The sequence below is a fragment of the Streptomyces sp. NPDC051561 genome, assembly GCF_044454195.1.
GTDB lineage: Bacteria > Actinomycetota > Actinomycetes > Streptomycetales > Streptomycetaceae > Streptomyces.
Genome location: NZ_JBITDM010000025.1, coordinates 37,987 through 63,570 on the forward strand (window position 1 = coordinate 37,987; position 25,584 = coordinate 63,570).

At 69.6% G+C, this 25,584-nt stretch carries 26 protein-coding genes; 21 read left to right on the top strand and 5 right to left on the bottom strand.

All coding sequences use genetic code 11. The features are described from left to right. The 5 genes from ACIA73_RS35345 to ACIA73_RS35365 all read left to right on the top strand — a co-directional run bounded on the left by ACIA73_RS35345 (window position 1) and on the right by ACIA73_RS35365 (window position 6,029). Window positions 1-3,918, top strand: coding sequence for a DNA-directed RNA polymerase subunit beta' (locus tag ACIA73_RS35345; protein WP_399443045.1), 3,918 nt, complete (start codon window positions 1-3; stop codon window positions 3,916-3,918). A 209-nt stretch (window positions 3,919-4,127) separates the two neighbouring features. After that, window positions 4,128-4,529, top strand: a complete 402-nt coding sequence (locus tag ACIA73_RS35350; RefSeq protein WP_399443047.1) for a hypothetical protein — start codon at window positions 4,128-4,130, stop codon at window positions 4,527-4,529. Between the two features lie 113 nt (window positions 4,530-4,642). Continuing rightward, window positions 4,643-5,230 carry a phage tail protein gene (locus ACIA73_RS35355; RefSeq protein ID WP_399443048.1) on the top strand — a complete coding sequence of 196 codons (588 nt, stop codon included), beginning with the start codon at window positions 4,643-4,645 and terminating at the stop codon, window positions 5,228-5,230. 107 nt (window positions 5,231-5,337) lie between these two features. Beyond that, window positions 5,338-5,628 (top strand): hypothetical protein, encoded by a 291-nt coding sequence (locus tag ACIA73_RS35360; protein ID WP_399443049.1) that lies wholly within the window; start codon window positions 5,338-5,340, stop codon window positions 5,626-5,628. Window positions 5,629-5,636: 8 nt separating this feature from the next. Then, a complete protein-coding gene (locus ACIA73_RS35365) occupies window positions 5,637-6,029 on the top strand; it encodes a hypothetical protein (protein ID WP_399443050.1) in 393 nt (130 codons plus the stop codon). A 12-nt stretch (window positions 6,030-6,041) separates the two neighbouring features. Here ACIA73_RS35365 and ACIA73_RS35370 read toward each other — a convergent pair whose 3' ends face one another. Beyond that, on the bottom strand, window positions 6,042-6,467 hold the full coding sequence (locus ACIA73_RS35370) for a hypothetical protein (RefSeq protein ID WP_399443051.1): 426 nt from the start codon (window positions 6,465-6,467) through the stop codon (window positions 6,042-6,044). 83 nt (window positions 6,468-6,550) lie between these two features. On the opposite strand from ACIA73_RS35370, the gene ACIA73_RS35375 reads away from it, so the two are divergent. The 10 genes from ACIA73_RS35375 (at window position 6,551) to ACIA73_RS35420 (ending at window position 14,907) form a co-directional block, all read left to right on the top strand. Continuing rightward, window positions 6,551-7,180, top strand: a complete 630-nt coding sequence (locus ACIA73_RS35375) for a hypothetical protein (RefSeq protein WP_399443052.1) — start codon at window positions 6,551-6,553, stop codon at window positions 7,178-7,180. 42 nt (window positions 7,181-7,222) lie between these two features. Then, window positions 7,223-8,335: a hypothetical protein gene (locus ACIA73_RS35380; protein ID WP_399443053.1), complete on the top strand. Its 1,113-nt coding sequence runs from the start codon at window positions 7,223-7,225 to the stop codon at window positions 8,333-8,335. Window positions 8,336-8,341: 6 nt separating this feature from the next. Next, window positions 8,342-9,187, top strand: a complete 846-nt coding sequence (locus ACIA73_RS35385) for a hypothetical protein (RefSeq protein ID WP_399443054.1) — start codon at window positions 8,342-8,344, stop codon at window positions 9,185-9,187. Further along, a complete protein-coding gene (locus ACIA73_RS35390) occupies window positions 9,174-11,552 on the top strand; it encodes a hypothetical protein (RefSeq protein WP_399443055.1) in 2,379 nt (792 codons plus the stop codon). Before ACIA73_RS35385 ends, ACIA73_RS35390 begins: the two co-directional genes overlap by 14 nt. Beyond that, on the top strand, window positions 11,549-11,749 hold the full coding sequence (locus tag ACIA73_RS35395) for a hypothetical protein (RefSeq protein WP_399443056.1): 201 nt from the start codon (window positions 11,549-11,551) through the stop codon (window positions 11,747-11,749). The genes ACIA73_RS35390 and ACIA73_RS35395 overlap by 4 nt, the downstream gene beginning before the upstream one ends. Before the next feature lie 82 nt (window positions 11,750-11,831). Further along, on the top strand, window positions 11,832-12,473 hold the full coding sequence (locus tag ACIA73_RS35400) for a hypothetical protein (protein WP_399443057.1): 642 nt from the start codon (window positions 11,832-11,834) through the stop codon (window positions 12,471-12,473). A 224-nt stretch (window positions 12,474-12,697) separates the two neighbouring features. Next, a complete protein-coding gene (locus tag ACIA73_RS35405; RefSeq protein WP_399443058.1) occupies window positions 12,698-13,564 on the top strand; it encodes a peptidoglycan-binding protein in 867 nt (288 codons plus the stop codon). A gap of 69 nt (window positions 13,565-13,633) precedes the next feature. Continuing rightward, window positions 13,634-13,924, top strand: a complete 291-nt coding sequence (locus tag ACIA73_RS35410; protein WP_399443059.1) for a hypothetical protein — start codon at window positions 13,634-13,636, stop codon at window positions 13,922-13,924. A gap of 2 nt (window positions 13,925-13,926) precedes the next feature. Beyond that, on the top strand, window positions 13,927-14,184 hold the full coding sequence (locus tag ACIA73_RS35415; protein ID WP_399443060.1) for a hypothetical protein: 258 nt from the start codon (window positions 13,927-13,929) through the stop codon (window positions 14,182-14,184). Window positions 14,185-14,394: 210 nt separating this feature from the next. Continuing rightward, window positions 14,395-14,907 carry a hypothetical protein gene (locus tag ACIA73_RS35420; RefSeq protein ID WP_399443061.1) on the top strand — a complete coding sequence of 171 codons (513 nt, stop codon included), beginning with the start codon at window positions 14,395-14,397 and terminating at the stop codon, window positions 14,905-14,907. A 218-nt stretch (window positions 14,908-15,125) separates the two neighbouring features. Here ACIA73_RS35420 and ACIA73_RS35425 read toward each other — a convergent pair whose 3' ends face one another. The 3 genes from ACIA73_RS35425 to ACIA73_RS35435 are packed head-to-tail and all read right to left on the bottom strand — an operon-like array spanning window position 15,126 to window position 16,344. Next, window positions 15,126-15,314: a hypothetical protein gene (locus tag ACIA73_RS35425; protein WP_399443062.1), complete on the bottom strand. Its 189-nt coding sequence runs from the start codon at window positions 15,312-15,314 to the stop codon at window positions 15,126-15,128. Next, window positions 15,311-16,060, bottom strand: coding sequence for a hypothetical protein (locus ACIA73_RS35430; protein WP_399443063.1), 750 nt, complete (start codon window positions 16,058-16,060; stop codon window positions 15,311-15,313). The genes ACIA73_RS35425 and ACIA73_RS35430 overlap by 4 nt, the downstream gene beginning before the upstream one ends. Further along, window positions 16,057-16,344, bottom strand: a complete 288-nt coding sequence (locus tag ACIA73_RS35435; protein WP_399443064.1) for a WhiB family transcriptional regulator — start codon at window positions 16,342-16,344, stop codon at window positions 16,057-16,059. The genes ACIA73_RS35430 and ACIA73_RS35435 overlap by 4 nt, the downstream gene beginning before the upstream one ends. A gap of 225 nt (window positions 16,345-16,569) precedes the next feature. Here ACIA73_RS35435 and ACIA73_RS35440 point away from each other — a divergent pair, with 225 nt between their 5' ends. The 6 genes from ACIA73_RS35440 to tuf all read left to right on the top strand — a co-directional run bounded on the left by ACIA73_RS35440 (window position 16,570) and on the right by tuf (window position 22,689). Beyond that, window positions 16,570-17,016, top strand: a complete 447-nt coding sequence (locus tag ACIA73_RS35440) for a helix-turn-helix domain-containing protein (protein ID WP_399443066.1) — start codon at window positions 16,570-16,572, stop codon at window positions 17,014-17,016. A 143-nt stretch (window positions 17,017-17,159) separates the two neighbouring features. Further along, window positions 17,160-17,930 (top strand): hypothetical protein, encoded by a 771-nt coding sequence (locus ACIA73_RS35445; RefSeq protein ID WP_399443067.1) that lies wholly within the window; start codon window positions 17,160-17,162, stop codon window positions 17,928-17,930. Window positions 17,931-18,273: 343 nt separating this feature from the next. Then, a complete protein-coding gene (gene rpsL / locus ACIA73_RS35450; RefSeq protein WP_003948652.1) occupies window positions 18,274-18,645 on the top strand; it encodes a 30S ribosomal protein S12 in 372 nt (123 codons plus the stop codon). Window positions 18,646-18,647: 2 nt separating this feature from the next. Then, window positions 18,648-19,118: a 30S ribosomal protein S7 gene (rpsG, locus tag ACIA73_RS35455; protein WP_185027993.1), complete on the top strand. Its 471-nt coding sequence runs from the start codon at window positions 18,648-18,650 to the stop codon at window positions 19,116-19,118. A gap of 38 nt (window positions 19,119-19,156) precedes the next feature. Beyond that, a complete protein-coding gene (gene fusA / locus ACIA73_RS35460) occupies window positions 19,157-21,286 on the top strand; it encodes an elongation factor G (RefSeq protein WP_399443068.1) in 2,130 nt (709 codons plus the stop codon). Between the two features lie 209 nt (window positions 21,287-21,495). After that, window positions 21,496-22,689 (top strand): elongation factor Tu, encoded by a 1,194-nt coding sequence (tuf, locus tag ACIA73_RS35465; RefSeq protein WP_399443069.1) that lies wholly within the window; start codon window positions 21,496-21,498, stop codon window positions 22,687-22,689. A 175-nt stretch (window positions 22,690-22,864) separates the two neighbouring features. On the opposite strand, the gene ACIA73_RS35470 is transcribed toward tuf, so the two are convergent. Continuing rightward, window positions 22,865-24,955 carry a PIG-L family deacetylase gene (locus tag ACIA73_RS35470; RefSeq protein WP_399443071.1) on the bottom strand — a complete coding sequence of 697 codons (2,091 nt, stop codon included), beginning with the start codon at window positions 24,953-24,955 and terminating at the stop codon, window positions 22,865-22,867. Window positions 24,956-25,584 lie beyond the last annotated feature (629 nt).

Consider the following 25,584-nt stretch of genomic DNA (forward strand, 5'->3'; position numbering starts at 1 on the left):
GTGCTCGACGTCAACTTCTTCGACGAGCTGCGGATTGGCCTCGCCACCGCGGACGACATCCGGACCTGGTCCCACGGCGAAGTGAAGAAGCCGGAGACCATCAACTACCGCACGCTCAAGCCCGAGAAGGACGGACTCTTCTGCGAGAAGATCTTCGGTCCGACCCGGGACTGGGAGTGCTACTGCGGCAAGTACAAGCGTGTCCGCTTCAAGGGCATCATCTGCGAGCGCTGCGGCGTCGAGGTCACTCGCGCCAAGGTGCGTCGTGAGCGGATGGGCCACATTGAGCTGGCCGCCCCCGTCACTCACATCTGGTACTTCAAGGGCGTCCCCTCGCGCCTTGGCTACCTGCTCGACCTCGCGCCGAAGGACCTTGAAAAGGTCATCTACTTCGCCGCGTACATGATCACCTTCGTGGACGAGGAGCGCCGGACGCGCGACCTGCCCTCGCTGGAGGCGCACGTCTCCGTCGAGCGTCAGCAGGTCGAGAACCGTCGTGACTCCGACCTGGAGGCCCGCGCCAAGAAGCTTGAGACCGACCTGGCCGAGCTTGAGGCCGAGGGTGCGAAGGCCGACGTGCGCCGCAAGGTGCGCGAAGGTGCCGAGCGCGAGATGAAGCAGCTCCGTGACCGCGCCCAGCGCGAGATCGACCGCCTCGACGAGGTCTGGAACCGCTTCAAGAACCTCAAGGTCCAGGACCTGGAGGGCGACGAGCTCCTCTACCGCGAGCTGCGTGACCGCTTCGGCACGTACTTCGACGGTTCGATGGGTGCGGCTGCACTGCAGAAGCGCCTGGAGTCCTTCGACCTTGAGGAGGAGGCCGAGCGCCTCCGCGAGATCATCCGTACCGGCAAGGGTCAGAAGAAGACCCGTGCGCTGAAGCGGCTCAAGGTCGTGTCTGCCTTCCTGCAGACCGCCAACAGCCCCAAGGGCATGGTCCTCGACTGCGTCCCGGTCATCCCGCCGGACCTGCGTCCGATGGTGCAGCTGGACGGTGGCCGCTTCGCGACCTCCGACCTGAACGACCTGTACCGCCGCGTGATCAACCGCAACAACCGCCTGAAGCGACTCCTTGACCTCGGCGCCCCCGAGATCATCGTGAACAACGAGAAGCGCATGCTTCAGGAGGCCGTCGACGCGCTCTTCGACAACGGCCGTCGTGGTCGCCCGGTCACGGGCCCCGGCAACCGTCCGCTGAAGTCGCTGTCCGACATGCTCAAGGGCAAGCAGGGTCGATTCCGTCAGAACCTTCTCGGTAAGCGTGTGGACTACTCCGCGCGTTCCGTGATCGTCGTCGGCCCGCAGCTCAAGCTGCACCAGTGCGGTCTGCCGAAGGCCATGGCGCTGGAGCTCTTCAAGCCGTTCGTGATGAAGCGCCTGGTGGACCTGAACCACGCGCAGAACATCAAGTCGGCCAAGCGCATGGTCGAGCGTGGCCGCACCGTCGTGTACGACGTCCTCGAAGAGGTCATCGCCGAGCACCCGGTGCTGCTGAACCGTGCACCCACCCTGCACCGCCTCGGCATCCAGGCCTTCGAGCCCCAGCTGGTCGAGGGCAAGGCCATCCAGATCCACCCGCTCGTCTGCACCGCGTTCAACGCGGACTTCGACGGTGACCAGATGGCCGTGCACCTGCCGCTTTCGGCAGAGGCGCAGGCCGAGGCCCGCATCCTGATGCTGTCCTCGAACAACATCCTGAAGCCGGCCGACGGTCGTCCCGTCACCATGCCGACCCAGGACATGGTGCTGGGCCTGTTCTTCCTCACGACCGATGAGGAAGAGCGCAAGGTCATCGGCGAGGGCCGGTCCTTCGGCTCCACCGCCGAGGCGACCATGGCGTTCGACAACCGGGAGCTCTCGCTCCAGGCGAAGGTCGACATCCGCTTCCCGATCGGCACCGTCCCGCCGCGTGGCTGGACCCCGCCGGTGGCGGAAGAGGGCGCCTCCGACGGCTTCGGTGCGGTCGAGTGGCAGACGGGTGACTCCTTCCGTCTCCGTACGACGCTGGGCCGTGCGCTCTTCAACGAGCTGCTGCCCGAGGACTACCCGTTCGTCGACTACTCGGTGGGCAAGAAGCAGCTCTCCGAGATCGTCAACGACCTGGCGGAGCGCTACCCCAAGGTCATCGTGGCGGCGACGCTCGACAACCTGAAGGCGGCGGGCTTCCACTGGGCGACCCGCTCGGGCGTCACCGTGGCCGTCTCCGACATCGTCGTACCCGAGGCCAAGCGGGCCATCGTCAAGGGCTACGAGGACCAGGACGAGAAGGTCCAGAAGCAGTACGAGCGCGGTCTGATCACCAAGGAAGAGCGCACTCAGGAGCTCATCGCGATCTGGACCAAGGCGACCAACGAGGTTGCCGAGGCGATGAACGCGAACTTCCCCAAGACGAACCCCATCTTCATGATGGTTGACTCGGGTGCCCGAGGAAACATGATGCAGATGCGTCAGATCGCCGGTATGCGTGGTCTGGTGTCCAACGCCAAGAACGAGACGATTCCTCGTCCCATCAAGGCGTCGTTCCGCGAGGGCCTGTCCGTGCTGGAGTACTTCATCTCCACCCACGGTGCCCGTAAGGGTCTCGCCGACACCGCCCTGCGTACCGCCGACTCGGGTTACCTGACCCGTCGTCTGGTGGACGTCTCGCAGGACGTGATCATCCGCGAGGAGGACTGTGGCACCGACCGCGGCCTCAAGCTGAAGATCGCGGAGAAGGGTGCCGACGGCATCCTCCGCAAGACCGACGACGTCGAGACCAGCGTCTACGCCCGCATGCTGGCGGAAGACGTCGTGATCGACGGCAAGGTCATCGCGCCTGCCAACGTCGACCTCGGTGACGTGCTCATCGACCAGCTGGTCATGCACGGCGTGGAGGAGGTCAAGACCCGCTCGGTCCTGACCTGTGAGTCCGCGGTCGGCACCTGTGCCTTCTGCTACGGACGCTCGCTGGCCACCGGCAAGCTGGTCGACATCGGTGAGGCGGTCGGCATCATCGCCGCCCAGTCCATCGGTGAGCCCGGTACCCAGCTGACGATGCGTACCTTCCACACCGGTGGTGTGGCCGGTGACGACATCACCCAGGGTCTGCCCCGTGTCGTCGAGCTCTTCGAGGCTCGTACGCCGAAGGGTGTCGCCCCGATCTCCGAGGCCAAGGGCCGCGTGCGGATCGAGGAGACCGAGAAGACCAAGAAGCTGGTCGTCACGCCGGACGACGGAAGCGAGGAGACTCCCTTCCCGATCTCCAAGCGTGCCCGTCTGCTGGTCGGCGAGGGCGACGCGGTCGAGGTGGGCCAGAAGCTCACCGTCGGTGCGACCAACCCGCACGACGTCCTGCGCATCCTCGGTCAGCGTGCGGTCCAGGTCCACCTGGTCGGCGAAGTCCAGAAGGTCTACAACAGCCAGGGCGTGTCGATCCACGACAAGCACATCGAGATCATCATCCGGCAGATGCTCCGCCGCGTGACGATCATCGAGTCCGGCGACGCGGAACTGCTGCCGGGCGAGCTCGTCGAGCGCTCGAAGTTCGAGACCGAGAACCGTCGTGTGGTCACGGAAGGCGGCCACCCGGCCTCCGGCCGTCCGCAGCTGATGGGTATCACCAAGGCCTCGCTGGCGACGGAGTCGTGGCTGTCCGCGGCTTCCTTCCAGGAGACGACCAGGGTCCTGACGGACGCGGCGATCAACGCCAAGTCCGACTCCCTGATCGGCCTCAAGGAGAACGTCATCATCGGTAAGCTCATCCCGGCCGGTACGGGTCTCTCCCGCTACCGCAACATCCGGGTCGAGCCGACCGAAGAGGCCAAGGCCGCGATGTACTCGGCCGTCGGCTACGACGACATCGACTACTCGCCGTTCGGCACGGGCTCCGGCCAGGCCGTTCCGCTGGAGGACTACGACTACGGTCCGTACAACCAGTAAGAGCGTGTAGCGGTACGTACGAAGGGCGGTCACCCCGTGAGGGGGTGGCCGCCCTTCGGCGTTTCCGGGGGCCCGGTTCCTTACAGGGTTGCGAACTCGGGCTTCATGGATCACAGTTGGCGCAGCGGCAGAGCTGTGCCCGGGCGACCGGGCGGCAGATCTGCCGCTTTTGCGTTCCCGCAGCACAGGCCCCCGAAGGGAGTGTCCATGTGAGTCCCCTCGCCTTCCCGGACGCGGAACGGCTCGTTGTCGACCACCTCAAGAACCGGCCGGAGCTGGCCGGCGTGGTGGTTGACAACCGTCCTCCGGCCGGTTTCGACGGCACTCAGCGTGCCGTCCTCGTCTCCCGCGTCGGCGGTGCGTGGGTGGACGACCTCCACCTCGACCAGCCGCTGGTCGACCTGGAGGTGTACGGGCCGGACAAGACGGCCGCGCACACGGTGGCGCTCGCCGCCCGTGCCGCGGTCCTCACCCTGGCCGGCACGTCGTACGGCACCGCCTTCGTCACCGACGTCGTCGAGGCGGACGGGCCGCGCTGGCTGCCGGACTACCTCCGGCCGGCCGGCAACCGGTACCTCGCCACCGTCCGGATCTTGGTCCGGCCCGCCTGATCCGCCGTACGCGGCACACCACGCGCACGGCTCGCGCGCACCCCAAGGCCCCGCCACCGGCGGGGCCTTCGTCATTTCCGAGCAGTTTCCCACCCCCTCACCGAGGAGCAGACATGGCAGGCAACAACGGCAGTCAGATCCGCGTCGCAGGCTCCGGCCGCATCCTGGTCGCGAAGGCCGGGGCCACCGGGCCGGCCGCACCGGCGCACACCGGCGACAACTGGGCGACCGGCTGGACCGAGCTGGGCTACACCACCACCGACGGCATCAAGTTCAACAAGAAGGACAAGATCGACCCGGTCGACACCTGGCAGTCGGTGAGCCCGGCACGGTTCATCTACTCCGACCGGGATCTGACGGTGAAGTTCCAGCTGCTCCAGCTCAACATGGACACCCTGCCGTTCTTCATGGGTGGCGACGCGGTCACCCCGGTCACCGGGACCGGCGTCGCCGACACCTACCAGTACAAGCTGGCGGCCGAGCCGAAGCAGGACGAGCGGCAGCTGGGCATCGAGTTCAGGGACGGGGCGGACGTCACGTACCGCTTCATCATCCCGCGCGGTCAGGTCACCGAGACCGAGGAGATCGCGCTCACCCGGACCGGGGCGCTGAAGCTCGGGGTCACCTTCACCGCGCTGGCGGCCGAGGGCAGCCCGACGCTGGCCACGTGGCTGATGAAGGACAAGTCGTTCGCCGCGTGATGTGCGTGTGAAACGTCGAGGGGAGGGGCTCGGCGCCGGGTCCCTCCCCCCCGTCGTATCCCTGATCAAGACCTGATCGAGCCCTGATCAAGCAGAGGAGATCCGGCATGTCCGGTTTCAATGTGAACGCGGCCCGTGCCCAGCGCCTCGAAGCGCTCGGCCGTGCCTGGACCTTCGAACTCGACGACGACGTCTTCGAGTTGCCCACCGAACTGACCCGCGGGATCGCCCGCAAGCTGCGCGCCCTGGAGGACGACGACGTCGACGGGCTGTTGCGGCTACTGCTCGGCGAGAAGCAGTACGGGCGCTTCGACCGGCACGAGATCACGATGCAGGACATCGCCGCCATCCTGGAGGCGTACGGCAAGGAGACCGGGCTCGGCCTGGGGGAAGGCTGAGCCTCGGCGTGTTCGTCGACGAACACGCCGAGGCCCTGGAGGCGGACCTGATCCGGCACTACGGCCTCGATCTGCTCGACTGGCACCGAGGGGCTCTGTCCTCGCGGCGGCTCGCGGTGCTGGTGAAGCACTTGCCGCGGGACAGTGCGGTGGCGCGGGAGCTGCACGGGGAGGCGGCCGAGTGGGAGGTCGCGGACCATCTGCTGGCTTCCGTGGTGGACCAACTGGCCGAGGCCAACTGGATGTTCGCGACCGTCAACCAGGACGAGGACGCGGAGCGGCTGGAGTTTCCGGAGCCGGTGCGTCGGCCGGGTCCGGAAACTCCGTCCGCGCCGGACCAGCCGGACCAGCCGGAGGACAGTCGCCCCGACCCCGCACAGCTGTTGTCCTTCTTCAGCTGACGGCGGCCGTCGTCAGCTGCCCACGACGGCCAGGACCCCGAGGAACAGCAGCAGTACGGCGCTCGCCGCACAGCACGCCGCGAGGAAGAGCACCGCGGCGGCTCCCAGCGGCCTCGCCCATTCGTCCAGGGCGGCGTTGGAAACGGTCTTCGGGTCGTCGATCCGGTAGCGCAGCCGCGACGTGCTCCCCGCCTTGCGCTGGTCGCTCTCCGAGGTGCGCGGTACGTACACGTCGTGACTCACGCCGTCGGGGGTGGTGAAGCGGTACAGGTGGCGCGAGGAGCCCGGGCTGACGCAGGTGCCCGTGGTGGCGGCGCTGCCGCGCAGTGCGGCGCGGGCGGCGCCGAGGAGACGGAGGCCCTTGCCGCCGATCCAGCGGGTCGCCCAGAAGAGCCCGGCTGCCGCGATCACGCAGATCAGCCCCAGCACTATGCCCATCCGTCCCCCAGGTCCCGTGCGGTGCAAAGACAGTGAACCGCCCCGGACGTTAGCACACGTAAATCAGCGAGAGGAAGTGCGAGATGAGCGGTGGCGCGGAGCCGGGAAATCGGACATTTGAGCCGATTGTGAGTCAGTTTGCCAATGGTGGTGCACGCGCTTGGAATGATTTCGTATCAGGTTTCAAGGAGCGCACCGAGCGCGAGTTGGTGAAGAAGTCGGAGATCACCGGGTTGAAAAGCGAGGTGAATGCCGCTGTTGCCGCGGTGAATGGCCTCAAACCCGAAATGAATGCCCTCGCTGCCACCTTCAACGTGGCGAACGCGGAAGCCACTCTCGTGAAGGCGGAGTGGACCAAATGGGATCTTGTGCAGATCGCGCAGGACGCCGCGAGCCGACGGCGTGGGGAGATGCCGGACCAGCTGAAGCTCCAGGCCCAGGCTGCACTCGACCTGGCCAAGGAGCTCCGCCCGCACGTCCAGCGCTTCATCGACAAATATCCGCCGGGAAAGATCGAGCGGCAGTTCAGCGGACACAACAGCCGTATCGGCGCGGTCGAGCAATACGTTCGGCGCGTCCAGGGGAGGTCGGCAAACAGTGTGGCGCGTGCGGTGCAGGCCACTCCTTCTTCGGCGGGAGATCCGCAGCAGACCGCCCGGCACCTCAACAATCTGGAGCGCCGGATCAACGGGCTCATTTCCGCGCTTGGCTGAGGTGCGTGAGATTCAGGAAGTGGTCAGGAGAAGGGTTCAGGAATGTCTCTCGTAAGTTCACTCAATAAAGCCGCCGGTTCGATGCGGGGCTTCAAATCCACGGCGGACAACGCGGGAAAGGGCGTGGGGGCGCTGCAGCGGGCCGCCGGAACCGCGGTGGCCCCGCTGAACCGGCTGAAGGCCGGCGCGGGCCAGGCCGACTCCGCCCTGGGCAAGGTCAGGGGCGGTGCCGACCGGGCGAGCAGCGCGATCGGCAAGCTCCGTACCTCCGCGGGGCAGGGCGACACCGCCGTCGGCAAACTGCGTACCGGGCTGCGGAACGCGGACACCTCCCTCGGCAAGGCCAAGGGCGGCGCCGACAAGCTCAAGAGCGCCCTCGACAAACTCAAGGGGTCCGCCGACAAGGCGAAGACCGCGCTCCAAGGCGTCAAGCAGCAGTCCGACGCGGTGGAGAAGTCCGTCGGCAAGGCGGGCAAGGGCGCGGACACCACCGGAAAGTCCATGGGGGGCGGGCTCGCCAAGGGGCTCAAGGGGGCCGGCCTCGCGCAGAAGGGGCTCAACCTGGCCATGGCGGCCAACCCGTTCGGCCTGATCATGGCCCTGCTCGCGCCGCTGATCCTGCAGTTCGTGAAGGTCGACAAGATCGTGGCCCTGGTCCAGAAGGGCTTCAAGGCGGGGATGAAGGCCATCTCCACCGCGACCTCGGTGGCGATGAAGGCGATCGGGCCGATCCTGCGGGGGATCGGCAACATCCTGCTGGCCCCGTTCCGCGGCTTCGCCAACGCCATCAACACCGTCATCGGCGCGCTGAACGGCTTCAAGGTCAGCATCCCCGGCTGGGTGCCCGTGTTCGGCGGCCGGTCCTTCTCCATCAACCTGCCGAAGATCCCGGTCCCCCGCCTGGCCAAGGGCGGTGTCGTGCCCGCCCGCAACGGCGGCACCCTCGCCCTGGTCGGCGAGGGCGGCGAGTCCGAGGCCGTCATCCCGCTCAGCAGGCTCGACCGGATGATCAGTTCCGGCGCGAGCCGCGCCCAGATCACCCGGCTCGCGGACGCCGTCGAGCGGCTTGCCGAGCGTCCCGTCCACGTCCAGGTGGATTCGCAGACCATCGCCCGTGCCGTCCTGGTCGGACAGCGCCAACTCGCCCGGAGGTAGGCAGACATGGCAAGGAACCTCTGGATCGGCAAGCCCGGTCTGCTGCGGGAGATATCCCAGGCGGCGAAGAGCTGGGACCGCAGTACGGACCTGAACATCAGCGAATTCCGTTCCCTGGAGGGACAGGTGACCCTCGTCGCCCCCGCCAGGACCACCCGCCGCACGAAGCTCTCCTTCGAGTGGCTGGAACCGGCGGACGCCCAGCACCTCGTCCGGCTGGCCCGCCGGGTCAACGGGCCCGGCATGCTCGGGCAGAACGTGTACGCGGGAGGCCCCGTCGCGGTCCTGGACCCCGCGTCGGTCAACCTGCTCGACCCGCTCCAGGCGGCCGGGCAGAGCCGCGCGCCGAGCGGTGACGACCACTGGTTCACGGTCAGTGGTGACATCACGCTGCGCCCGGCCTTCGCAGACGTCTTCACCGGCGACTGCAAGGACGTGACCACCTCGCTCGGCTGGACGCACGGCAGCTGGCCGGGCTGGCCCGTCGTACCGGGGATGACCGTGTCGTGGCTGGTCCCGCCGGAGTGGGACGCGGCCGTGTGCTCCGCACAGGTCGACTGGAAGGCCGTGGACGGCTCCTATCTGGCGTCCAGTGCGGCGGCCGGACGGGTCGTCACGGGGACGGCGCCCGCCGGTGCCGCCTTCGCGACCCCGGTCGGCCGGCCCGGTGCGCTCGGCGCGACCGCGCTGGCCGGGGCCTGCCTGACCATCGGCGAGGACCCCGTCGGGTACGCGCTCGGCGACGGCTGCCCCTCGATGGCGGTCACCGGTCTGACCGACGTGCCGTCGGCCAGGCTCCCGTACCGCAACATCCAGATCGATCTCGTGGAGGTGCGTGGTGCAGCCAACTGATGACCGGCTGGACGCCGGTCTCGCGGCGTCGGAGCGGACGCCCACCCACACCACCCGCCTCGGCGGCCGGGAACTCGGCGGGCAGGTCCAGTCCTGGAAGGTGGAACGGGCGTACAACACGGACCTGCCCGAAGCCATGCGCGCCGTGTCCGGCAGCGCCTCCGCCCAACTTGAGGTCCTGCTGGGCGGTACGGCCGGGGAAGCCGCGCCGCGCCTGTACTCGGCGTGGGCCGACCGCTCGTCGGGCGACGTCGTGCGTCCCGGCCAGTCCGTGGTGCACGCGGCGGGCGTCAACGGCCGGACGCTGCCCGCCTTCCGCGGCACCGTCCGCTCCCGTTCCGCCGCGTCCGGCGGCGACAGCGTCACCGTCCAGGCCCTGGACGGGGCCGAGCGGCTGCGCGGTCCGGCGTCGCTGCCGCGTCCCTACCACGGCTTCTACTACGGTCGTCCGGTGGCGACGGCCACCTGGTGCGTCGACGAACTGCTGCGCCAGGGCGGCATCGACACCTGCCCGCCGCCGCGCGCACCGCTGGCGGACACCCAGGACGTGGCGCCGTTCACGGTGCTCTACGCCTCGCTGCACGGCGGCTTCAACGCGTCGTACGGGCAGCCGGAGGTGGTGCCGAGCACCGCCGACTACCGGTGGGTCCGGGACGGCGCGCCCTTCGAGATGGCGCTGATGCCGGAGCGGCCCGGGCTGCGGGCGTCCTGGATGCCGCGCTCGCGCTTCGTCACGCCGGGCGGCGTGTTCCAGGTCGAGTGCTGGGCGAACACCGCGCTGGCCAAGGGCAACACCGTCGAGCTGAAGGCGGTCTTCGACCGCAGCGGTGGCGCGGCCGGCTACCTCAGCGCACTGTTCGACATCTCCACCGGCCTGGTGCGGATCACCTCGGGGACGGTCGGCGGCGGGTACTGGTACTTCGACTGGACCTTCACCAAGCTGGCCGCGCTGCGCGGCAACTGGCACCTGGGCTTCATGGTGGACACCAGGGGTACGGGCGGCTCGGTGCTGCCCACCGTGACCCCGAGGATGACCGGACCCGACGGCGGCTACCACACGGGCCCCCCGGCCACCTTTGTGGAGGCGGCGGGCGCCCACCCGCGCTCCGAGCTCCAGCAGATCGACCTCACCACCGACATGCCGGTGGAGTGCCTCCAGGTCACCGACCGGGTGTGGACGGGCACCGTCGGCGCCTACCCGCGCACGGAGTGGGAGCAGGCGGGCCAGTGGCGCAGGGGCGCGGAGCTCGACGAGGCTGCGCTGCCGCTCTACGACGTCCCGAAGGTCTCCGGTTCCCAGTGGGACGCCATCACGGAGATCGCCCGCGCGTCGATGTCCACGGCGGAGTTCGACGAACAGGGCGTCTTCCGCTGGCGCGGCCCCTCCCGGTTCGCCCGGGTGCCCGCCCGGGAGGACGCCACCGTCACCACGGTCCGGGACATCTCCTCGCTGACCGTCAGCGAGGAGATCGACGCCTGCCGCAACCACTGCGAGCAGCCGTACCAGGACTGGGCCGGAATCGGCCTCGCGCACGGCACGGCGCAGCTGGACACCCGGATACGGGAGATCAGGCCCGGTGTCCCGGAGGAGGTGACGTACGCGATCGCGGACGAGGAGAGCGATGTCGGACCGCTGACGATCGTGGACGACACCACTGCGTCGACCGCCACCCACCGGGTGCGTTTCGGCAGTACGGCGACGGGGGGCACCGCGGTCAAGGGCCAGGTCGTGGTGAGCTCCCGGCGGGAGGGGCCGGCGTACATCGTGCGGTTCACGAACACCGGTACGCAGAGCGTGTGGACGGTCACCAAGGACGGCAAGCCGTCGGTGCAGATCGACCCGCTCAAGCGGTCCGCGGACCCCCGCCAGCGGGTCTGGGCGCGCTGGAGCCCGGCCAGCCAGGCGTACTACGGCAAGCAGCAGTACCTGGCGGCGGCCTCGGACTGGGTCCAGTCGGCCATGTCGGCGTACGAACTCGCGCAGGCCATGCTCGACGCCGGGCGCTATCCGGTGCCGGTGCTCGGCGAGGTGGAGGTGCTGCACGATCCGCGGCTCCAGCTCGGCGACGTCGTGCGGGTGGTGGACTCGGCCGGAGCCCGGCTCGACACCCTCGCCTGGGTGGTGGGCGCGCGGACGACCTGTACCGCAGGATCCGCGCCGCAGCAGGTCCTCACCCTGCGCGGGGCCGGGTACAACGGCGTGCCGCTGGACGAGGGCCTCACTCCCGATGTGCCGCTGGACCCGGTGTACGGGAAGCAGCGGACTTACCAGATGGTGACCGCGCAGTACGCGACCCTCGCCGACCTGACGGCGGAGCAGCTCACCTATCGGACGCTGATCGACACGCTGGGAGGCGCGGCATGAGCGCGACGGAGCGGACGGCGGCACCGGTGGAGGATCCCGGAACGCCGGTCCCGGAGGATCCCGCGACGCCCGTCCCTGACCCGACGCACCCGGCCCCGGAAGGGCCCGCCCCGGTCCCGGTACCGATCGACGACCCGGCGTCCCGGGAGGACGACGGCGGCATGCCGCCCGACACCCTGCCGCCGCCGCTGGGCTGACGAGCCGTCCGGCTCCGCCGGCCCTTTCCCGGCCGGCCCACGCTTCCCGTATCCCGTATCCCGTATCCAGGAGAGTCCAGCCATGGTTCTGCTCACCCCGCTCAGCAGCCTTCCGTACCCGCAGCCGACCGATGTGGCGAACGTGCCGCAGCACCTCCAGTCGCTGGCCACCGTGCTCGACGGCCGGACGGTGCTGCGGGTCGCCAACGCCGCCGCCCTCTCGGCGATCACCTCGCCGGTGGCGGGGATGCTCGCCTATGTGCTCAATCCGGGGCAGTTCCACTACTACACGGGCAGTTACTGGAACCCGGTCATCGCCCGTTCCGCCCTCAAACAGAACGCGACCGCGGGCACCACCGCGTCGGCCGCCTACACGGAGACGCTCACCGGGTCCACCGGCGAGACGATGGTCACCGCTCTCCTGCCGCCGCCGTCCGGCACCGTGATCGTCACGGTCGGCGCCCGGGTCAGCTCCAGCGTGGCGGCGGGCACCGCCTTCATGTCGGTCGTCGTCAAGCAGGGCACCACGGTCACCCTGGCAACCGCGGACGCCAGGGCCGCGATCTCGGGCGGCACCGCCCAGAACTCGGTCTCCGCCCAGTTCCAGATCAGCGGGCTGACCGGCGGGGCGTCGTACACGGTGACACCCGCCTACCGCTCGTCGGTGACGACCAGCACCGCCACTTTCGCCAACCGCTTCCTGCGGATCGATCCGGTGCACTGATCACCCCACTCGCCCCATCCATCCCACTCACGCCCTCGCCCCACCGCCTCGCGAACCGAGGTGTCACGGGCCCCGGTCCGCCGCTTCCCCCGCGGCGGACCGGGGCCTTTTCGCGTGAACCGCGCACCGGGAGAAACCGAACGCGCGCACCGGAAGAAGCCGAATGCGCGCACCGGGAGAAACCGAACGCGCGCACCGAGAGAAACCGAACCGAGGAGCCACCGATGGCCGCACCCCTGTCCGCCCACGACTTCGCCCGGACGCTCCGCGCCGAAGGCGTCCGGCTCGCCGAAACTCCGGGCTGGGCCACCCACAACCGCAACCACAAGGGCGCCTGGGGCCCGGTGCACGGCGTGATGCTGCACCACACCGCGGGCTCCCGGAGCGTCGACTTCTGCTTCCGGGGCGCGCCCGACCTGCCCGGCCCGCTGTGCATCGGCGTGATCGCCAAGGACGGCACGGTGCACCTGGTCGGATACGGGCGCACCAACCACGCCGGCAGCGGCAGTTCGGCCGTACTGGAAGCGGTGCGCGACGAGCGGCCGCTTCCCGCCCCCGGAAAGGACGCCGTCGACGGCAACGCCCGGTTCTACGGTTTCGAGATCGAGAACCTCGGTACCGGCCGGGACCCGTACCCGACCGCCCAGTTGGACGCGGTCGAGCGGCTGTCGGCCGCGCTGTGCCGGGCGCACGGCTGGTCGGCGGCGAGCGTCGTCGGGCACAAGGAGTGGACCCGCCGCAAGATCGATCCCTCCTTCCCGATGGACGGCATGCGCGGCCGGATCGGTGCCCGGCTGGGCGCGCGCCCCGAACCAGAGCCGCCGGGCCGTCCGGTGCCCGGTGCGTACATGCCGTTCCCGGGCAGTGCCTTCTTCGTACCGGGACGCCGCGACCCGCTGTTCACGCTGGTCGGCCGACGTCTGGTGCAGGAGGGCTGTGGACGGTACCTGGTCGGTCCCGGCCCCGTCTGGGGCTCCGCCGACCGGGACTCGTACGCCGCCTGGCAGCGCAAGCTCGGCCACCGGGGCAAGGACGCGGACGGCACCCCGGGGGCCAGGAGCTGGGAGAAGCTCCGGGTGCCGCGTGGCTGAGCCGGGGCGCGGCCGGCCGGAGAACAGGCCGGGGGACCACGACCGGATCGAGAGACGAGGTGTTTCACCATGACCGATGCGACACGACGTGCGCTGCGCACCTTCGCGCAGGTCTGCTGCGCCCTGCTGGCGGCCGCACCGCTGCTGGCGGAGGATCCCGCGGTGCGGGACGTCCCCGTCCTCGCGGGCGCCGCCGCACTCGCGGCGGCGCTGAGCCGGGCGATGTCCGCACCCGCGGTGCAGCGCTGGCTGCCGCCGTGGCTGCGGCAGTCCGGCGCGCCCGCCCGGTCGCCGGGGACGCCGCTGGAGAGGCCGCTCGCGGCTTCCCGCGGGGGCACGGGCGACGGGGAGGAGTCCTGAGGATGATGCGGGAGCACGAAGAGCGAGGAGTGGTGGTGGAGTTGGAGCGCTTGCGCAGGTCGGTGGACGTCGGATTCGCCACGACCCGGGGCGACTTGGCGCTGCTGCTCCAGCGCGCCGACCAGACGGACAAGGTGCTCGGTGAGCACGAGGAACGGCTGGACGCGCTGGAGCGCAACCGGTGGCCGCTGCCGTCGCTGGCGGCGCTGACGTCGTGCGCGGCGCTGGCCGTCACGCTGTGGCAGGCCTCGGCCCGGTGAGGAGCAGGAATCCGGGGGTGCGCAAAGAAGATCCATTGAGCGCGCGAGCACGCAATTAGCGTGCGCGTGGCCGCAATTCCGGGCGCGTGGGGCCGTGGAGGTCCCGCGCGCCCCGGCCCCGCGGCGCTACCCTGCTTTGTGTCGAACACATATTCGAGAGAGTGGCGATTCCAGGGCGGGGGCACGGGAAGCGGTGGAAGGGGAGGAGTGATGGACAGCAGCGCCGGAGAACGGCTCGCCGACGTAGTGGCCGCGGCGGTCGAGACGGCGGCCGAGGCAGGGGAGGCGGGCAGGTACAACGCGGACGTGGCGGACGCCGTGACCGCGGTGGTGCGGAAGGTCGCCGCGCGCGTCGCCATCGACGCGGAGGTCCGTGGATTTTCCAGCGGCTGGCGCGAGGCGATGGACCTGGCCTCGGGACGGGAGCCCGGGCGGCCCAGGCTGCTCCGCTTTCCGTCCCCCGGGGATCCGGAGGAACCCGGCGGCGTCGCCCCGTCCCGGAACCCGGAGTCCGAGGCGCCCGCGACGCACGAGCGGGACCCCGACGGGGAGTGGGGCCGGGGGAGCGGCCCGGGCCCGGCCCGGGAAGCGGGCCTGGAGCACAGGAGGCCGGACCGGCCGGGTTCCGTACGGGCGGACGCGCACGGCCCGGGTCCGCGTCCGGCTGCCGGAACGGGGGAGACGGAGCGCCCACCCGGGTCGCCGGCCGAGCACCGCCGCTGAGCGGATGGCCGGCGCCGGAGAGGGGCGGTGCCCCCACGACGCTCACCTGTTGTCCGGCGCCTGCCGCCCCCATCGCCCAACGCACCACCCAACCCATCGCCCAAGCACCACTCGACCCACCGTCGTCCGCGCACGAGGCGGCCGTCCCCCGTCGCAGGGGCACGGCCGCCTCGCTTTCGTGCGTTCGGACCCGGGTTGGCGGGGTTCCGAACAGGCCCTCAGCGCCGGTGCGCGGCGCGCTCGGCCGCGAACACGTCCTCCAGCCGGAAGAGTTGGGCACGCCCCTGTCGGCCCGCGGGCGACAGGTGGCCCAGTTGCACCCACTTGCGGATCGTCGCCGGGGCCACCGCCACCTCCTGGGCGGCCAGTGCGCCCGTGATCAGAGGCTCCGCGTGCCCGCGGCTCATCGGTTCCCCTCTTCCTCCGGCTGCCCGGGTGCGCTGTCCCTCAGCGCGGCGCCCATCTCCTCCAGGTCGGCGCCGCCGCCCACCAGCGCCGCCCAGGACTCCTCGCGCCACACATGGTGGGACGCCGGGTCCGTACTGCAGTCGCACGCGGCGTCCGTGCAGCGGCAGCCGGGGTTGACGCACAGCACGGCACGCCGGTCCGGGAACGCGCGCAGGGAGACCGAGTCGCACCAGGGGCACCTGCCGCCGACCCGGACCAGTGGCTCCGTGTCGCCCAGTGCGCGTCCGCAGCGCCGGGCCATCCGCCGGATCTCGTCGCGGACGTGGGCGGCGAGCACCGGGTGGGCGTCGACGCGGTCCAGCAGTCCGCGGATCCGCAGCAGCCGCTGCGGCACGCTCGCGCGGCGCGGCCGGCCGATGTCCAGCTTGTCGTGCACGGCTTCGTCGAGTTCCCGTACGCCGTCACCGATGTCCCGCAGCGCGTCCGAGACGTGCAGCCGCAGCGGGGCGGCGGAGTGGCCGGGTGCGGTGAGGCCGTGCGCCTGTTCGTTGTGGAGGGCGTCGCGGCGCTCCGCCCGGATGCGGGCGTCCCTGGCGGCGAGCTCGGCCGCGCCGGGCTCCGGCCGGTCGCCGGCGCGGGAGCGTGACCCCGGTGCCAATTCGGCGTGGAGGTCCGGCAGTTGGCGTACCAGGAGATCGAGCCAGAGCCCGGTGTCACGCGTGCGGGCGGAAAGGGGGAGGGTCATCGGCTTTCCCTTCGGTGCCGGGTGTGCGGAGTACGGGTGACGGCGCGGCCGTTGCGCCAGAGCCGCCCCGCGCAGACCCCGTCGAACCAGCTGTCGGCCGGTGCGACGGTCTCCTCGCAGTGGCGTGCCACGGGGCAGCGGGCGCAGGCACGCAGGGCGGGCGCCGCTTCCCTCTCCCGGCGGGCGAAAACGACTTCCGGTGGAAGCCCGGAACATGCGGCAGCGCGCCACCACGGAGACCACGCATCATGAGCGCCGGTCGGCCGAGAGATCGATGAGGTCATGGCGGCACACTGACATGTTGCGTGCGAGCGCGCAACCAAGATGGGGCCGGGGCCGGCTCGAAGCGGATGGTGATGCGGGTGTGACGTACAGCAATTGCAAGGGGAAACTGCGTCCCGGTGTGGACGTACGCGGCGATTCACGACCGGGAGGACTGGTGCGCCCAGGCGCTTATCGTGCGTGCGAGAGCGTTAGGCTGTTGCCTGCTTCAGAGGGAGGCAACAGCCATGACCAACGGCGAGATCGAGCAATTCGCGAACTGGGTCGAGGACCTGATCCGGCACCGCGGATACGACATCGACAGTCCGCGCGGCGGGGGCAAGTCCCGGCTCGCGGACGAGGCGGGAGTGCACCGCGCGGCCATCACGAGACTTCTGCAGCGCCAGAGCATGCCCGACCTGGAGACGACCCGCCGGCTCGCCCATGTCCTGCGCGTTCCGGTACGGGACATGCTCATCCGGTCCGGCCGCCTGACCGAGGAGGACCTCCCCCTCCCCGGTGGGCCCCGCACCGCGTCCACGGGTGCGGGCGGCGGGGCCCACCGGCTGACGCTGGAGGAGGCGGCGACCGGACTCGGCGTCCCGGACGACCAGCGGGAGATGTTCATGAGGGTGGCCGGGCAGTTCCTCCCCCCGGCCGCACCGAAGCACGGGCAGCGGCACGCCGCCGAGTAGCCGTACGCCGCCGAGTAGCGGCCGGGGCGACGACCGTGCCTAAGCTGCTCCGGCCCGCCGCAGCCTCCTCGTACGCGCAGGTGGGGCCGCCCGCGGCAGGTCCACGGGCCGGGAAGCGACGGTACGTGGAGGAAGGGAGACGCATGGGCGAGGGCGGAGAGTGCTCCCGGTCCGACGGCGGCTCCGCCGATGCGTACCCGGGCCACGACGGCGAGAATCGCGACCGCCCGGCTGGTGCGCCCCGCCCCGAGGGAGACGGGCTCCCGGCGCTCCTCGGATCACTCGGCCGGTACCTGGAGCAGCACGTGCCGCAGGACGTGGTCGTCCTGCTGCGCGCGGAACTCGAACGGCGTGAACTGCACGCGTACGCGAGCGGCTGGGGCGATGCGGTCGCCGCCCACGAACCCGACCGGCGACCGACGGCCCACGGGCAGCGGCTCTCCCTGGTGCCCCGTGCGCCGGGCCGGGCCGCGGTGATCCCCTTCCCCGCGGGCGAGTCCCCCTCTCCGGAGACCGTGCCGACTCCCGGAGAGCACCAGGGGGAGCGGGCACCTCATCCGGACGGACCGGACGGACCGGATGAGCCGGACGGACCGGATGAGCCGGACGGACCGGATGAGCCGGATGAGCCGGACGGGCCGGCCCACCCCGGTGACCCGGGCCTCCCGTACGACGAAGGCCCCCAGGATCCCCCGGACCACCCCACCCGCCCAGTGCCGGCGGACCGCGGCAAGCGGCAGCGCAAGCCGCGCCCCGAACGCGCACAGCGCACAGTGGGCCCGCCGGGCCAGGACGCCGACGGCCGCCGCCCCGGCCAGGACCCCGGCGTCGCGCCCGGCCTGGTCGCCAAGAACCCCGGCTCGAAGGTCCCCACGATTCCGCGGCTGCCCTCCAGGAGGAGGCCGGAGCCCTGAGTGCCGGGCCCGGAGCCGGGGGTGTTCCACTTCTCCAGGACCGCGGACCACGGCCCGTTCCGGCCCGTTTCCGGGCCGCTGCCCCCGCCCCGCCCATGGTGGACAGCATTTGTTTTGACCCAGGTCGATGAGGTAGGTACGCTCGGACCTGTGCCTGGGGTGTGCCTGGGCTCGTGGGCGTGTTTACAGCCGCAGCGCGAGTCCGTCTTTATGTGGGCCTCCGTGATCCGCGTCATCCTCCGCTTCCGGCGGAGTGTGCCGGGTCCGACACACCCGACCGCGTGGGTCGGGGACTGTTCCAGGTTAGTTTCACAGTGATCGGCACACAGAAAACGGAGAAGTAGTGCCTACGATCCAGCAGCTGGTCCGTAAGGGCCGACAGGACAAGGTCGAGAAGAACAAGACGCCCGCGCTCGAGGGTTCGCCCCAGCGTCGTGGCGTCTGCACGCGTGTGTTCACGACCACCCCGAAGAAGCCGAACTCGGCGCTCCGTAAGGTCGCGCGTGTGCGTCTGACCTCGGGCATCGAGGTCACGGCCTACATCCCGGGTGAGGGCCACAACCTGCAGGAGCACTCGATCGTGCTCGTGCGTGGCGGTCGTGTGAAGGACCTTCCGGGTGTTCGTTACAAGATCATCCGCGGTTCCCTCGACACGCAGGGCGTCAAGAACCGTAAGCAGGCTCGTAGCCGCTACGGCGCCAAGAAGGAGAAGTAAGAATGCCTCGTAAGGGCCCCGCCCCGAAGCGCCCGGTCATCATTGACCCGGTCTACGCATCTCCTCTTGTGACGTCGCTGATCAACAAGATCCTGCTCGACGGCAAGCGTTCCACCGCCGAGCGGATCGTCTACGGCGCCATGGAAGGCCTCCGCGAGAAGACCGGCGCTGACCCGGTCATCACGCTGAAGCGCGCGCTTGAGAACGTCAAGCCCTCGCTCGAGGTCAAGTCCCGCCGTGTTGGTGGTGCCACCTACCAGGTGCCGATCGAGGTCAAGCCCGGTCGCGCCGCAACCCTCTCGCTCCGCTGGATCGTGGGTTACTCCCGCGCCCGTCGCGAGAAGACCATGACCGAGCGCCTCATGAACGAGCTGCTCGACGCCTCCAACGGTCTTGGCGCTGCCGTCAAGAAGCGCGAGGACACGCACAAGATGGCCGAGTCCAACAAGGCCTTCGCGCACTACCGCTGGTAGTCGTTACCCACTTCGAGACCGAGAGAAGATTGAGCCTTATGGCCACCACTTCGCTTGACCTGGCCAAGGTCCGCAACATCGGGATCATGGCCCACATCGACGCGGGCAAGACGACCACCACCGAGCGGATCCTCTTCTACACCGGTGTGTCTTACAAGATCGGTGAAGTCCACGACGGCGCTGCCACGATGGACTGGATGGAGCAGGAGCAGGAGCGCGGCATCACGATCACGTCCGCCGCGACGACCTGCCACTGGCCGCTCAACGATGTCGATCACACGATCAACATCATCGACACCCCGGGTCACGTTGACTTCACCGTCGAGGTGGAGCGTTCGCTCCGCGTCCTCGACGGCGCCGTCACCGTGTTCGACGGTGTGGCCGGCGTCGAGCCCCAGTCCGAGACTGTCTGGCGACAGGCGGACCGCTACGGCGTGCCGCGTATCTGCTTCGTCAACAAGCTCGACCGTACGGGTGCCGAGTTCCACCGCTGCGTCGACATGATCGTCGACCGCCTCGGTGCGGTCCCGCTCGTCATGCAGCTCCCGATCGGCGCGGAGGCCGACTTCAAGGGCGTCGTCGACCTCGTGTCGATGAAGGCGCTCGTGTGGTCCGCCGAGGCCGCCAAGGGCGAGATGTACGACACGGTCGACATCCCGGACACGCACACCGAGGCTGCCGACGAGTGGCGCGGGAAGCTGCTGGAGACGGTCGCCGAGCACGACGAAGAGATGATGGAGCTGTACTTGGAGGGCCAGGAGCCCACCGAGGAGCAGCTGATGGCGGCTATCCGTCGCATCACGCTCGCGTCGAAGGGCTCTGCGGACTCCGTCACCGTCAGCCCCGTGTTCTGCGGTACGGCGTTCAAGAACAAGGGCGTTCAGCCCCTGCTCGACGCCGTCGTGCGCTACCTGCCCTCTCCCCTGGACGTCGAGGCCATCGAAGGCCACGACGTGAAGGACCCGGAGAAGGTCATCCAGCGCAAGCCGTCCGACGAGGAGCCCTTCTCGGGCCTCGCGTTCAAGATCATGAGCGACCCGCACCTGGGCAAGCTCACCTTCGTCCGGGTTTACTCGGGCCGCCTTGAGGCGGGTAGTTCTGTACTGAACTCCGTCAAGGGCAAGAAGGAGCGCATCGGCAAGATCTACCGCATGCACGCGAACAAGCGTGAGGAGATCGCATCGGTGGGCGCCGGCGACATCATCGCGGTGATGGGTCTCAAGCAGACCACCACCGGTGAGACGCTGTGCGACGACAAGAACCCGGTCATCCTGGAGTCCATGGACTTCCCGGCCCCGGTCATTCAGGTCGCCATCGAGCCGAAGTCCAAGGGTGACCAGGAGAAGCTGGGTGTAGCCATCCAGCGTCTCTCGGAGGAGGACCCGTCCTTCCAGGTCCACTCGGACGAGGAGACCGGCCAGACCATCATCGGTGGTATGGGCGAGCTTCACCTTGAGGTGCTCGTCGACCGCATGAAGCGCGAATTCCGCGTCGAGGCGAACGTCGGCAAGCCCCAGGTCGCGTACCGCGAGACGATCCGCAAGACCGTCGAGCGCATCGACTACACGCACAAGAAGCAGACTGGTGGTACCGGCCAGTTCGCGAAGGTGCAGATCGCCCTTGAGCCCATCGAGGGTGGCGACGCGTCGTACGAGTTCGTCAACAAGGTCACCGGTGGCCGCATCCCCCGGGAGTACATCCCGTCGGTGGACGCGGGCGCCCAGGAAGCCATGCAGTTCGGCATCCTGGCCGGTTACGAGATGGTCGGCGTCCGCGTCACCCTTCTCGACGGTGGTTACCACGAGGTCGACTCCTCGGAGCTGGCCTTCAAGATCGCCGGTTCGCAGGCCTTCAAGGAGGGTGCCCGCAAGGCCTCTCCCGTGCTCCTTGAGCCGATGATGGCCGTCGAGGTCACCACGCCCGAGGACTACATGGGCGATGTGATCGGCGACCTGAACTCCCGCCGTGGCCAGATCCAGGCCATGGAGGAGCGCAGCGGCGCTCGCGTCGTGAAGGGCCTCGTGCCCCTCTCGGAGATGTTCGGCTACGTCGGAGACCTCCGCAGCAAGACCTCGGGTCGCGCAAGCTACTCGATGCAGTTCGACTCCTACGCCGAGGTTCCGCGGAACGTCGCCGAGGAGATCATCGCGAAGGCCAAGGGCGAGTAACTCCCGAGTCACTCGACCGGGCGGCTCTTCGGAGTTGCTCATCGCGAGTGCGGGTTTCGACCCGTACGAGCTCAGCTTTAGGCTTATCACCGGAGCCACTGGGGCATTCAGCGCAATCCGTGCTGAATGCCCCGGGCGCCGGCATCCCAGCAAAGATCACCTGGCGCCGATGAAGCAAGGCGTACAGAACCACTCCGCAGGAGGACCCAGTGGCGAAGGCAAAGTTCGAGCGGACTAAGCCGCACGTCAACATCGGCACCATCGGTCACATTGACCACGGTAAGACGACCCTCACGGCCGCCATTACCAAGGTGCTGCACGACGCGTACCCGGACCTGAACGAGGCCTCGGCCTTTGACCAGATCGACAAGGCGCCGGAAGAGCGTCAGCGTGGTATCACCATCTCCATCGCGCACGTCGAGTACCAGACCGAGTCGCGTCACTACGCCCACGTTGACTGCCCCGGTCACGCGGACTACATCAAGAACATGATCACGGGTGCGGCGCAGATGGACGGCGCCATCCTCGTGGTCGCGGCCACCGACGGCCCGATGCCGCAGACGAAGGAGCACGTCCTCCTGGCCCGCCAGGTAGGCGTCCCCTACATCGTCGTCGCGCTGAACAAGGCCGACATGGTGGACGACGAGGAGATCCTGGAGCTCGTCGAGCTCGAGGTTCGTGAGCTCCTCTCCGAGTACGAGTTCCCGGGCGACGACCTTCCGGTCGTCAAGGTCTCGGCGCTCAAGGCGCTTGAGGGCGACAAGGAGTGGGGCCAGTCGGTCCTGAACCTGATGGCCGCCGTCGACGAGTCGATCCCGCAGCCCGAGCGTGACGTCGAGAAGCCGTTCCTCATGCCCATCGAGGACGTCTTCACGATCACCGGTCGTGGCACGGTCGTCACCGGTCGTATCGAGCGTGGTGTCCTCAAGGTCAACGAGACCGTCGACATCGTCGGTATCAAGGAAGAGAAGACCACCACCACGGTCACCGGCATCGAGATGTTCCGCAAGCTGCTCGACGAGGGCCAGGCGGGCGAGAACGTCGGTCTGCTCCTCCGTGGCATCAAGCGCGAGGACGTCGAGCGCGGCCAGGTCATCATCAAGCCGGGTTCGGTCACGCCGCACACCGACTTCCAGGCCCAGGCCTACATCCTGTCGAAGGACGAGGGTGGCCGTCACACCCCCTTCTTCAACAACTACCGCCCGCAGTTCTACTTCCGTACCACGGACGTAACGGGCGTTGTGACCCTTCCCGAGGGCACCGAGATGGTCATGCCGGGTGACAACACCCTCATGGACGTCGCGCTGATCCAGCCGGTCGCCATGGAAGAGGGCCTGAAGTTCGCCATCCGTGAGGGTGGCCGGACCGTCGGCGCCGGCCAGGTCACCAAGATCACCAAGTAATTTGGTGTTCGACCTGGCAGCTCGATGAACTGAGCTCCAAGAGAAGGGCCCCGGCCCCGCCGCGCAAGCGGTGGGTGCCGGGGCCCTTTTCGTCGTGCTCGGACGGTGACCGGGTTCTCGTACGGTGCCGGGCTCCCGCATTCCTCGTACGGGGCGCCGGGGCCGCCCGGTGGCGCTAGCGCGACCAGCTCCACGGGGAGGCGTCGGGGCCGAGTCCTGCCACGAAGGGGATCCGGTTCTTCCAGACAGGGGTGACGCCGGGCAGCCCCAGTGACACCGGGCCCTTGGTGTACGTCGTGGTCCTGCCCCGCTCCCTGAGCCGGACCCTGCCCTTCTCGTCCAGGCCCACCACGAAGTCCGACCAGCCGGTGCCGGCGCCGACCGCCCCGTACCCCGCGAAGGGATAGCCGCCGAATCCCGCCGGGCTCTTGAACTGGGGGGCTCCCTCGGTGACGGCAGGTGTGCCGTCGAGCCGCAGGGTCAGCAGGTGTGCCGATGCGGGGGCGCGGTACATCAGGACGGGTTTGCCGTCGAAGCCGACCGTGGAGCAGGGCGCGGTGCCGGGGGCGGGGAGGCCGGTGCGCGGCTGGGGGAGGACCGGGCCGCCCCGCTGTTCCTGGGCCCAGTGCAGCACGGTGTCCTTGGCCGAGGCGAAGACCCTGACCAGGTCGCCGTCCAGGATCGCGGAGAGCCCGTCCTGGACAGGGCCGCCCGGCAGTTCGCGCCACGGACTCCAGCGTCCCGCCGCGTCCCTGACCCGGGTGCTGAGTCCGCGCTCCGCGTTCCGTACGAACAGATGGACCTGCTCGTCGGTGGTCGCCAGCGCCACCGGCACACCGATGCGACGGCCCCGGTCGGACCGCTTCTCCGGGTTGCCCAGACTGGTCCAGGCACTCATCCGGCCCGTGGCGTCCTTCTCCTCGATCACCACGATCTCGCGGGTGTTCGCACCGCCGTGTCCGGCCAGCGCGGAGAACCGCACCCCGAACAGCATCAGCCGGCCGCTCGGCAGGGTGGCGCTCCCGAGCGTCGGGGCGAGCGGTCCACCGCCGAGGTCCTGGGGGTCGTGCCAGCGGCCCGGGGCGTCCTGCCGCGTCCGCCAGCGGGCGAGGCGCAGACCGGCCACGCCGTACGCGGTCAGCTGTGTCCCGTCGCCCTGGACGAGCGCCAACCGGGGCCCCGGGTAACGGTAGTTGGTCGACCGTACCCATCCCTTCCAGTTGGCCAGCGGGCGTCCGCGCCCCACGTTGTAGTCGCCGCAGCCCGCGGGGTTTCCGCACTGCCAGTCGATGTCGCCGCCGTAGGCGACCAGCGGATCGGCCTTCTCCCTCAGCACGCTCGGGGGGAGGTTCTTGGGCCAGTGCCGGTTGTAGTAGCCGCGGAAGGCGGTACTGGCGAACCGGGGGAGGGGCTTGCCCTGCTCGGCCTTCTCGGCGACCCAGCGGATCAGCGCCGCCCAGCTGAAACAGGCGACCGCGGTGTGGTCGGGGTGATCCGAGTAGCCGCGCTGCTCGCTGTCCTTGCGGCGGACCTGCTCGGGGCTGTGCTGGATGTCCGGGTCGGGGTCGAGGGTGTGCACGACGGTCGGCCGGTAGTGGTCGAGAAGCCCGGTCAGTGCGTCGACCAGCTCCTCGTGGTCGTACGAACTCGCCTGCCGCAACGGGGAGTTGTCCGCGACCATGGTCCGCTGGCTCGACCGGCGGTCGGACCACAGGGCGGGCAGCGCGGGCCGGCCGCGGGAGGAGTTCACCGAGACGTTCAGGAAGACCAGGGAGGCCTGGCGGCCGTTGTGGACGAGGGTGTTCAGCTCGGCCTGCTTCTCCCCGCGCAGCCCCAGCACGGTCCGCTGCCACGGGGCGAACTTGTCCAGGCCGAGCAGGGTCGCGTACGCCTGCCGCAGGCCCTGCTGACGGGCGGAGATGTACGCCGACTTGTCGGCCTCCGGGCGGGGGTGACCGGGAGCATGGTTGACCCCGTTGGCCTCGCCCGCGGTGACGTACACCGAGACCACCGGGGTGCCCGCGTCCAGCATCCGGCGGGCGTCGGGGTTCATGAAGTACAGGTCGTCGTCGGGGTGGGCGAGGAACTGAAGGAGGAGGGAGCGCTCGGCGTGGGCGATGGGGCGGCCGGGGGCGGGGTCGGCGACCGGGGTGCGGCGCCGGGGCGCAGGGACCGTGCAGGAGGAGAGGGCGAGGGCGGCCGGTGTGGCCGCGGCGGCGGCCAGCAGGGTCCGGCGGGGCAGGGTGGATCCCGTACCGCTGCGCATCTGTCCGTGTACTCCGTCCGCGTCTGTGCGCAGCGGACGGTCGTCCCGTGCTGCGTCCGGTCATTCTCGGCGGAGAAAGGGGCCCTGGGCCCGCGCTCACCCCGCCGCGCTCAGCTAGACGGCGGGGGAGGGGCGGGGGTTGCTTGCGACTGCGGAGTGTTCGGTACGGGGAGGGCGGCGGAGACCGCGTGTGCGGGCAGAACCCCAGCGGCATGAGGGTCAGGGCGCTTCAGGGCGACCAGGACAGCTGGTAGACCGAACTTCGACGTCGAGGAGTGGGAGCACCTCGCGGAGCTGCTCACCCGGCCGGCGCGGAGCCTCGGTGAGGGCGGCGGCCGACGCTTCTCGGGGGCGGTGGGGCGGGTTCACCCGTCCGCAGGGAGAGCCCCGGTTTGACCTCCGTCACTCTGCGGGTAATCTCTTCCGCCCGATTGGCGTGCACCGTGCCCCGTATGGCAGACTGTTGGGGTTGCTCGGTTGAGTATCGATGCTGCACGCCTCCCGCCGGGAGGACCGGAAGCGAGTCCCACAGTACTCGTCGCCCCAACTGCCCCTTGGGCAGCGCTGGAGCGGACGTACGGGAATCTTTCGGGAAGTGTTAGTGCGGTACCGGCCAGGCACCCGGTGGG

Excerpts from the sequence above, each read along its gene's own strand:
- ACIA73_RS35440 (WP_399443066.1), top strand. The coding sequence starts at position 16,570 with ATGACCAACGGCGAGATCGAGCAATTCGCGAACTGGGTCGAGGACCTG.
- ACIA73_RS35380 (WP_399443053.1), top strand. The coding sequence starts at position 7,223 with ATGTCTCTCGTAAGTTCACTCAATAAAGCCGCCGGTTCGATGCGGGGC.
- ACIA73_RS35370 (WP_399443051.1), bottom strand. The coding sequence starts at position 6,467 with ATGGGCATAGTGCTGGGGCTGATCTGCGTGATCGCGGCAGCCGGGCTC.
- rpsG (WP_185027993.1), top strand. The coding sequence starts at position 18,648 with ATGCCTCGTAAGGGCCCCGCCCCGAAGCGCCCGGTCATCATTGACCCG.
- fusA (WP_399443068.1), top strand. The coding sequence starts at position 19,157 with ATGGCCACCACTTCGCTTGACCTGGCCAAGGTCCGCAACATCGGGATC.
- ACIA73_RS35425 (WP_399443062.1), bottom strand. The coding sequence starts at position 15,314 with ATGAGCCGCGGGCACGCGGAGCCTCTGATCACGGGCGCACTGGCCGCC.
- ACIA73_RS35445 (WP_399443067.1), top strand. The coding sequence starts at position 17,160 with ATGGGCGAGGGCGGAGAGTGCTCCCGGTCCGACGGCGGCTCCGCCGAT.
- ACIA73_RS35415 (WP_399443060.1), top strand. The coding sequence starts at position 13,927 with ATGATGCGGGAGCACGAAGAGCGAGGAGTGGTGGTGGAGTTGGAGCGC.
- ACIA73_RS35385 (WP_399443054.1), top strand. The coding sequence starts at position 8,342 with ATGGCAAGGAACCTCTGGATCGGCAAGCCCGGTCTGCTGCGGGAGATA.
- ACIA73_RS35435 (WP_399443064.1), bottom strand. The coding sequence starts at position 16,344 with ATGACCTCATCGATCTCTCGGCCGACCGGCGCTCATGATGCGTGGTCT.
- ACIA73_RS35430 (WP_399443063.1), bottom strand. The coding sequence starts at position 16,060 with ATGACCCTCCCCCTTTCCGCCCGCACGCGTGACACCGGGCTCTGGCTC.
- ACIA73_RS35405 (WP_399443058.1), top strand. The coding sequence starts at position 12,698 with ATGGCCGCACCCCTGTCCGCCCACGACTTCGCCCGGACGCTCCGCGCC.
- ACIA73_RS35470 (WP_399443071.1), bottom strand. The coding sequence starts at position 24,955 with ATGCGCAGCGGTACGGGATCCACCCTGCCCCGCCGGACCCTGCTGGCC.
- ACIA73_RS35395 (WP_399443056.1), top strand. The coding sequence starts at position 11,549 with ATGAGCGCGACGGAGCGGACGGCGGCACCGGTGGAGGATCCCGGAACG.
- ACIA73_RS35375 (WP_399443052.1), top strand. The coding sequence starts at position 6,551 with ATGAGCGGTGGCGCGGAGCCGGGAAATCGGACATTTGAGCCGATTGTG.
- ACIA73_RS35360 (WP_399443049.1), top strand. The coding sequence starts at position 5,338 with ATGTCCGGTTTCAATGTGAACGCGGCCCGTGCCCAGCGCCTCGAAGCG.
- ACIA73_RS35410 (WP_399443059.1), top strand. The coding sequence starts at position 13,634 with ATGACCGATGCGACACGACGTGCGCTGCGCACCTTCGCGCAGGTCTGC.
- ACIA73_RS35400 (WP_399443057.1), top strand. The coding sequence starts at position 11,832 with ATGGTTCTGCTCACCCCGCTCAGCAGCCTTCCGTACCCGCAGCCGACC.
- ACIA73_RS35420 (WP_399443061.1), top strand. The coding sequence starts at position 14,395 with ATGGACAGCAGCGCCGGAGAACGGCTCGCCGACGTAGTGGCCGCGGCG.
- ACIA73_RS35355 (WP_399443048.1), top strand. The coding sequence starts at position 4,643 with ATGGCAGGCAACAACGGCAGTCAGATCCGCGTCGCAGGCTCCGGCCGC.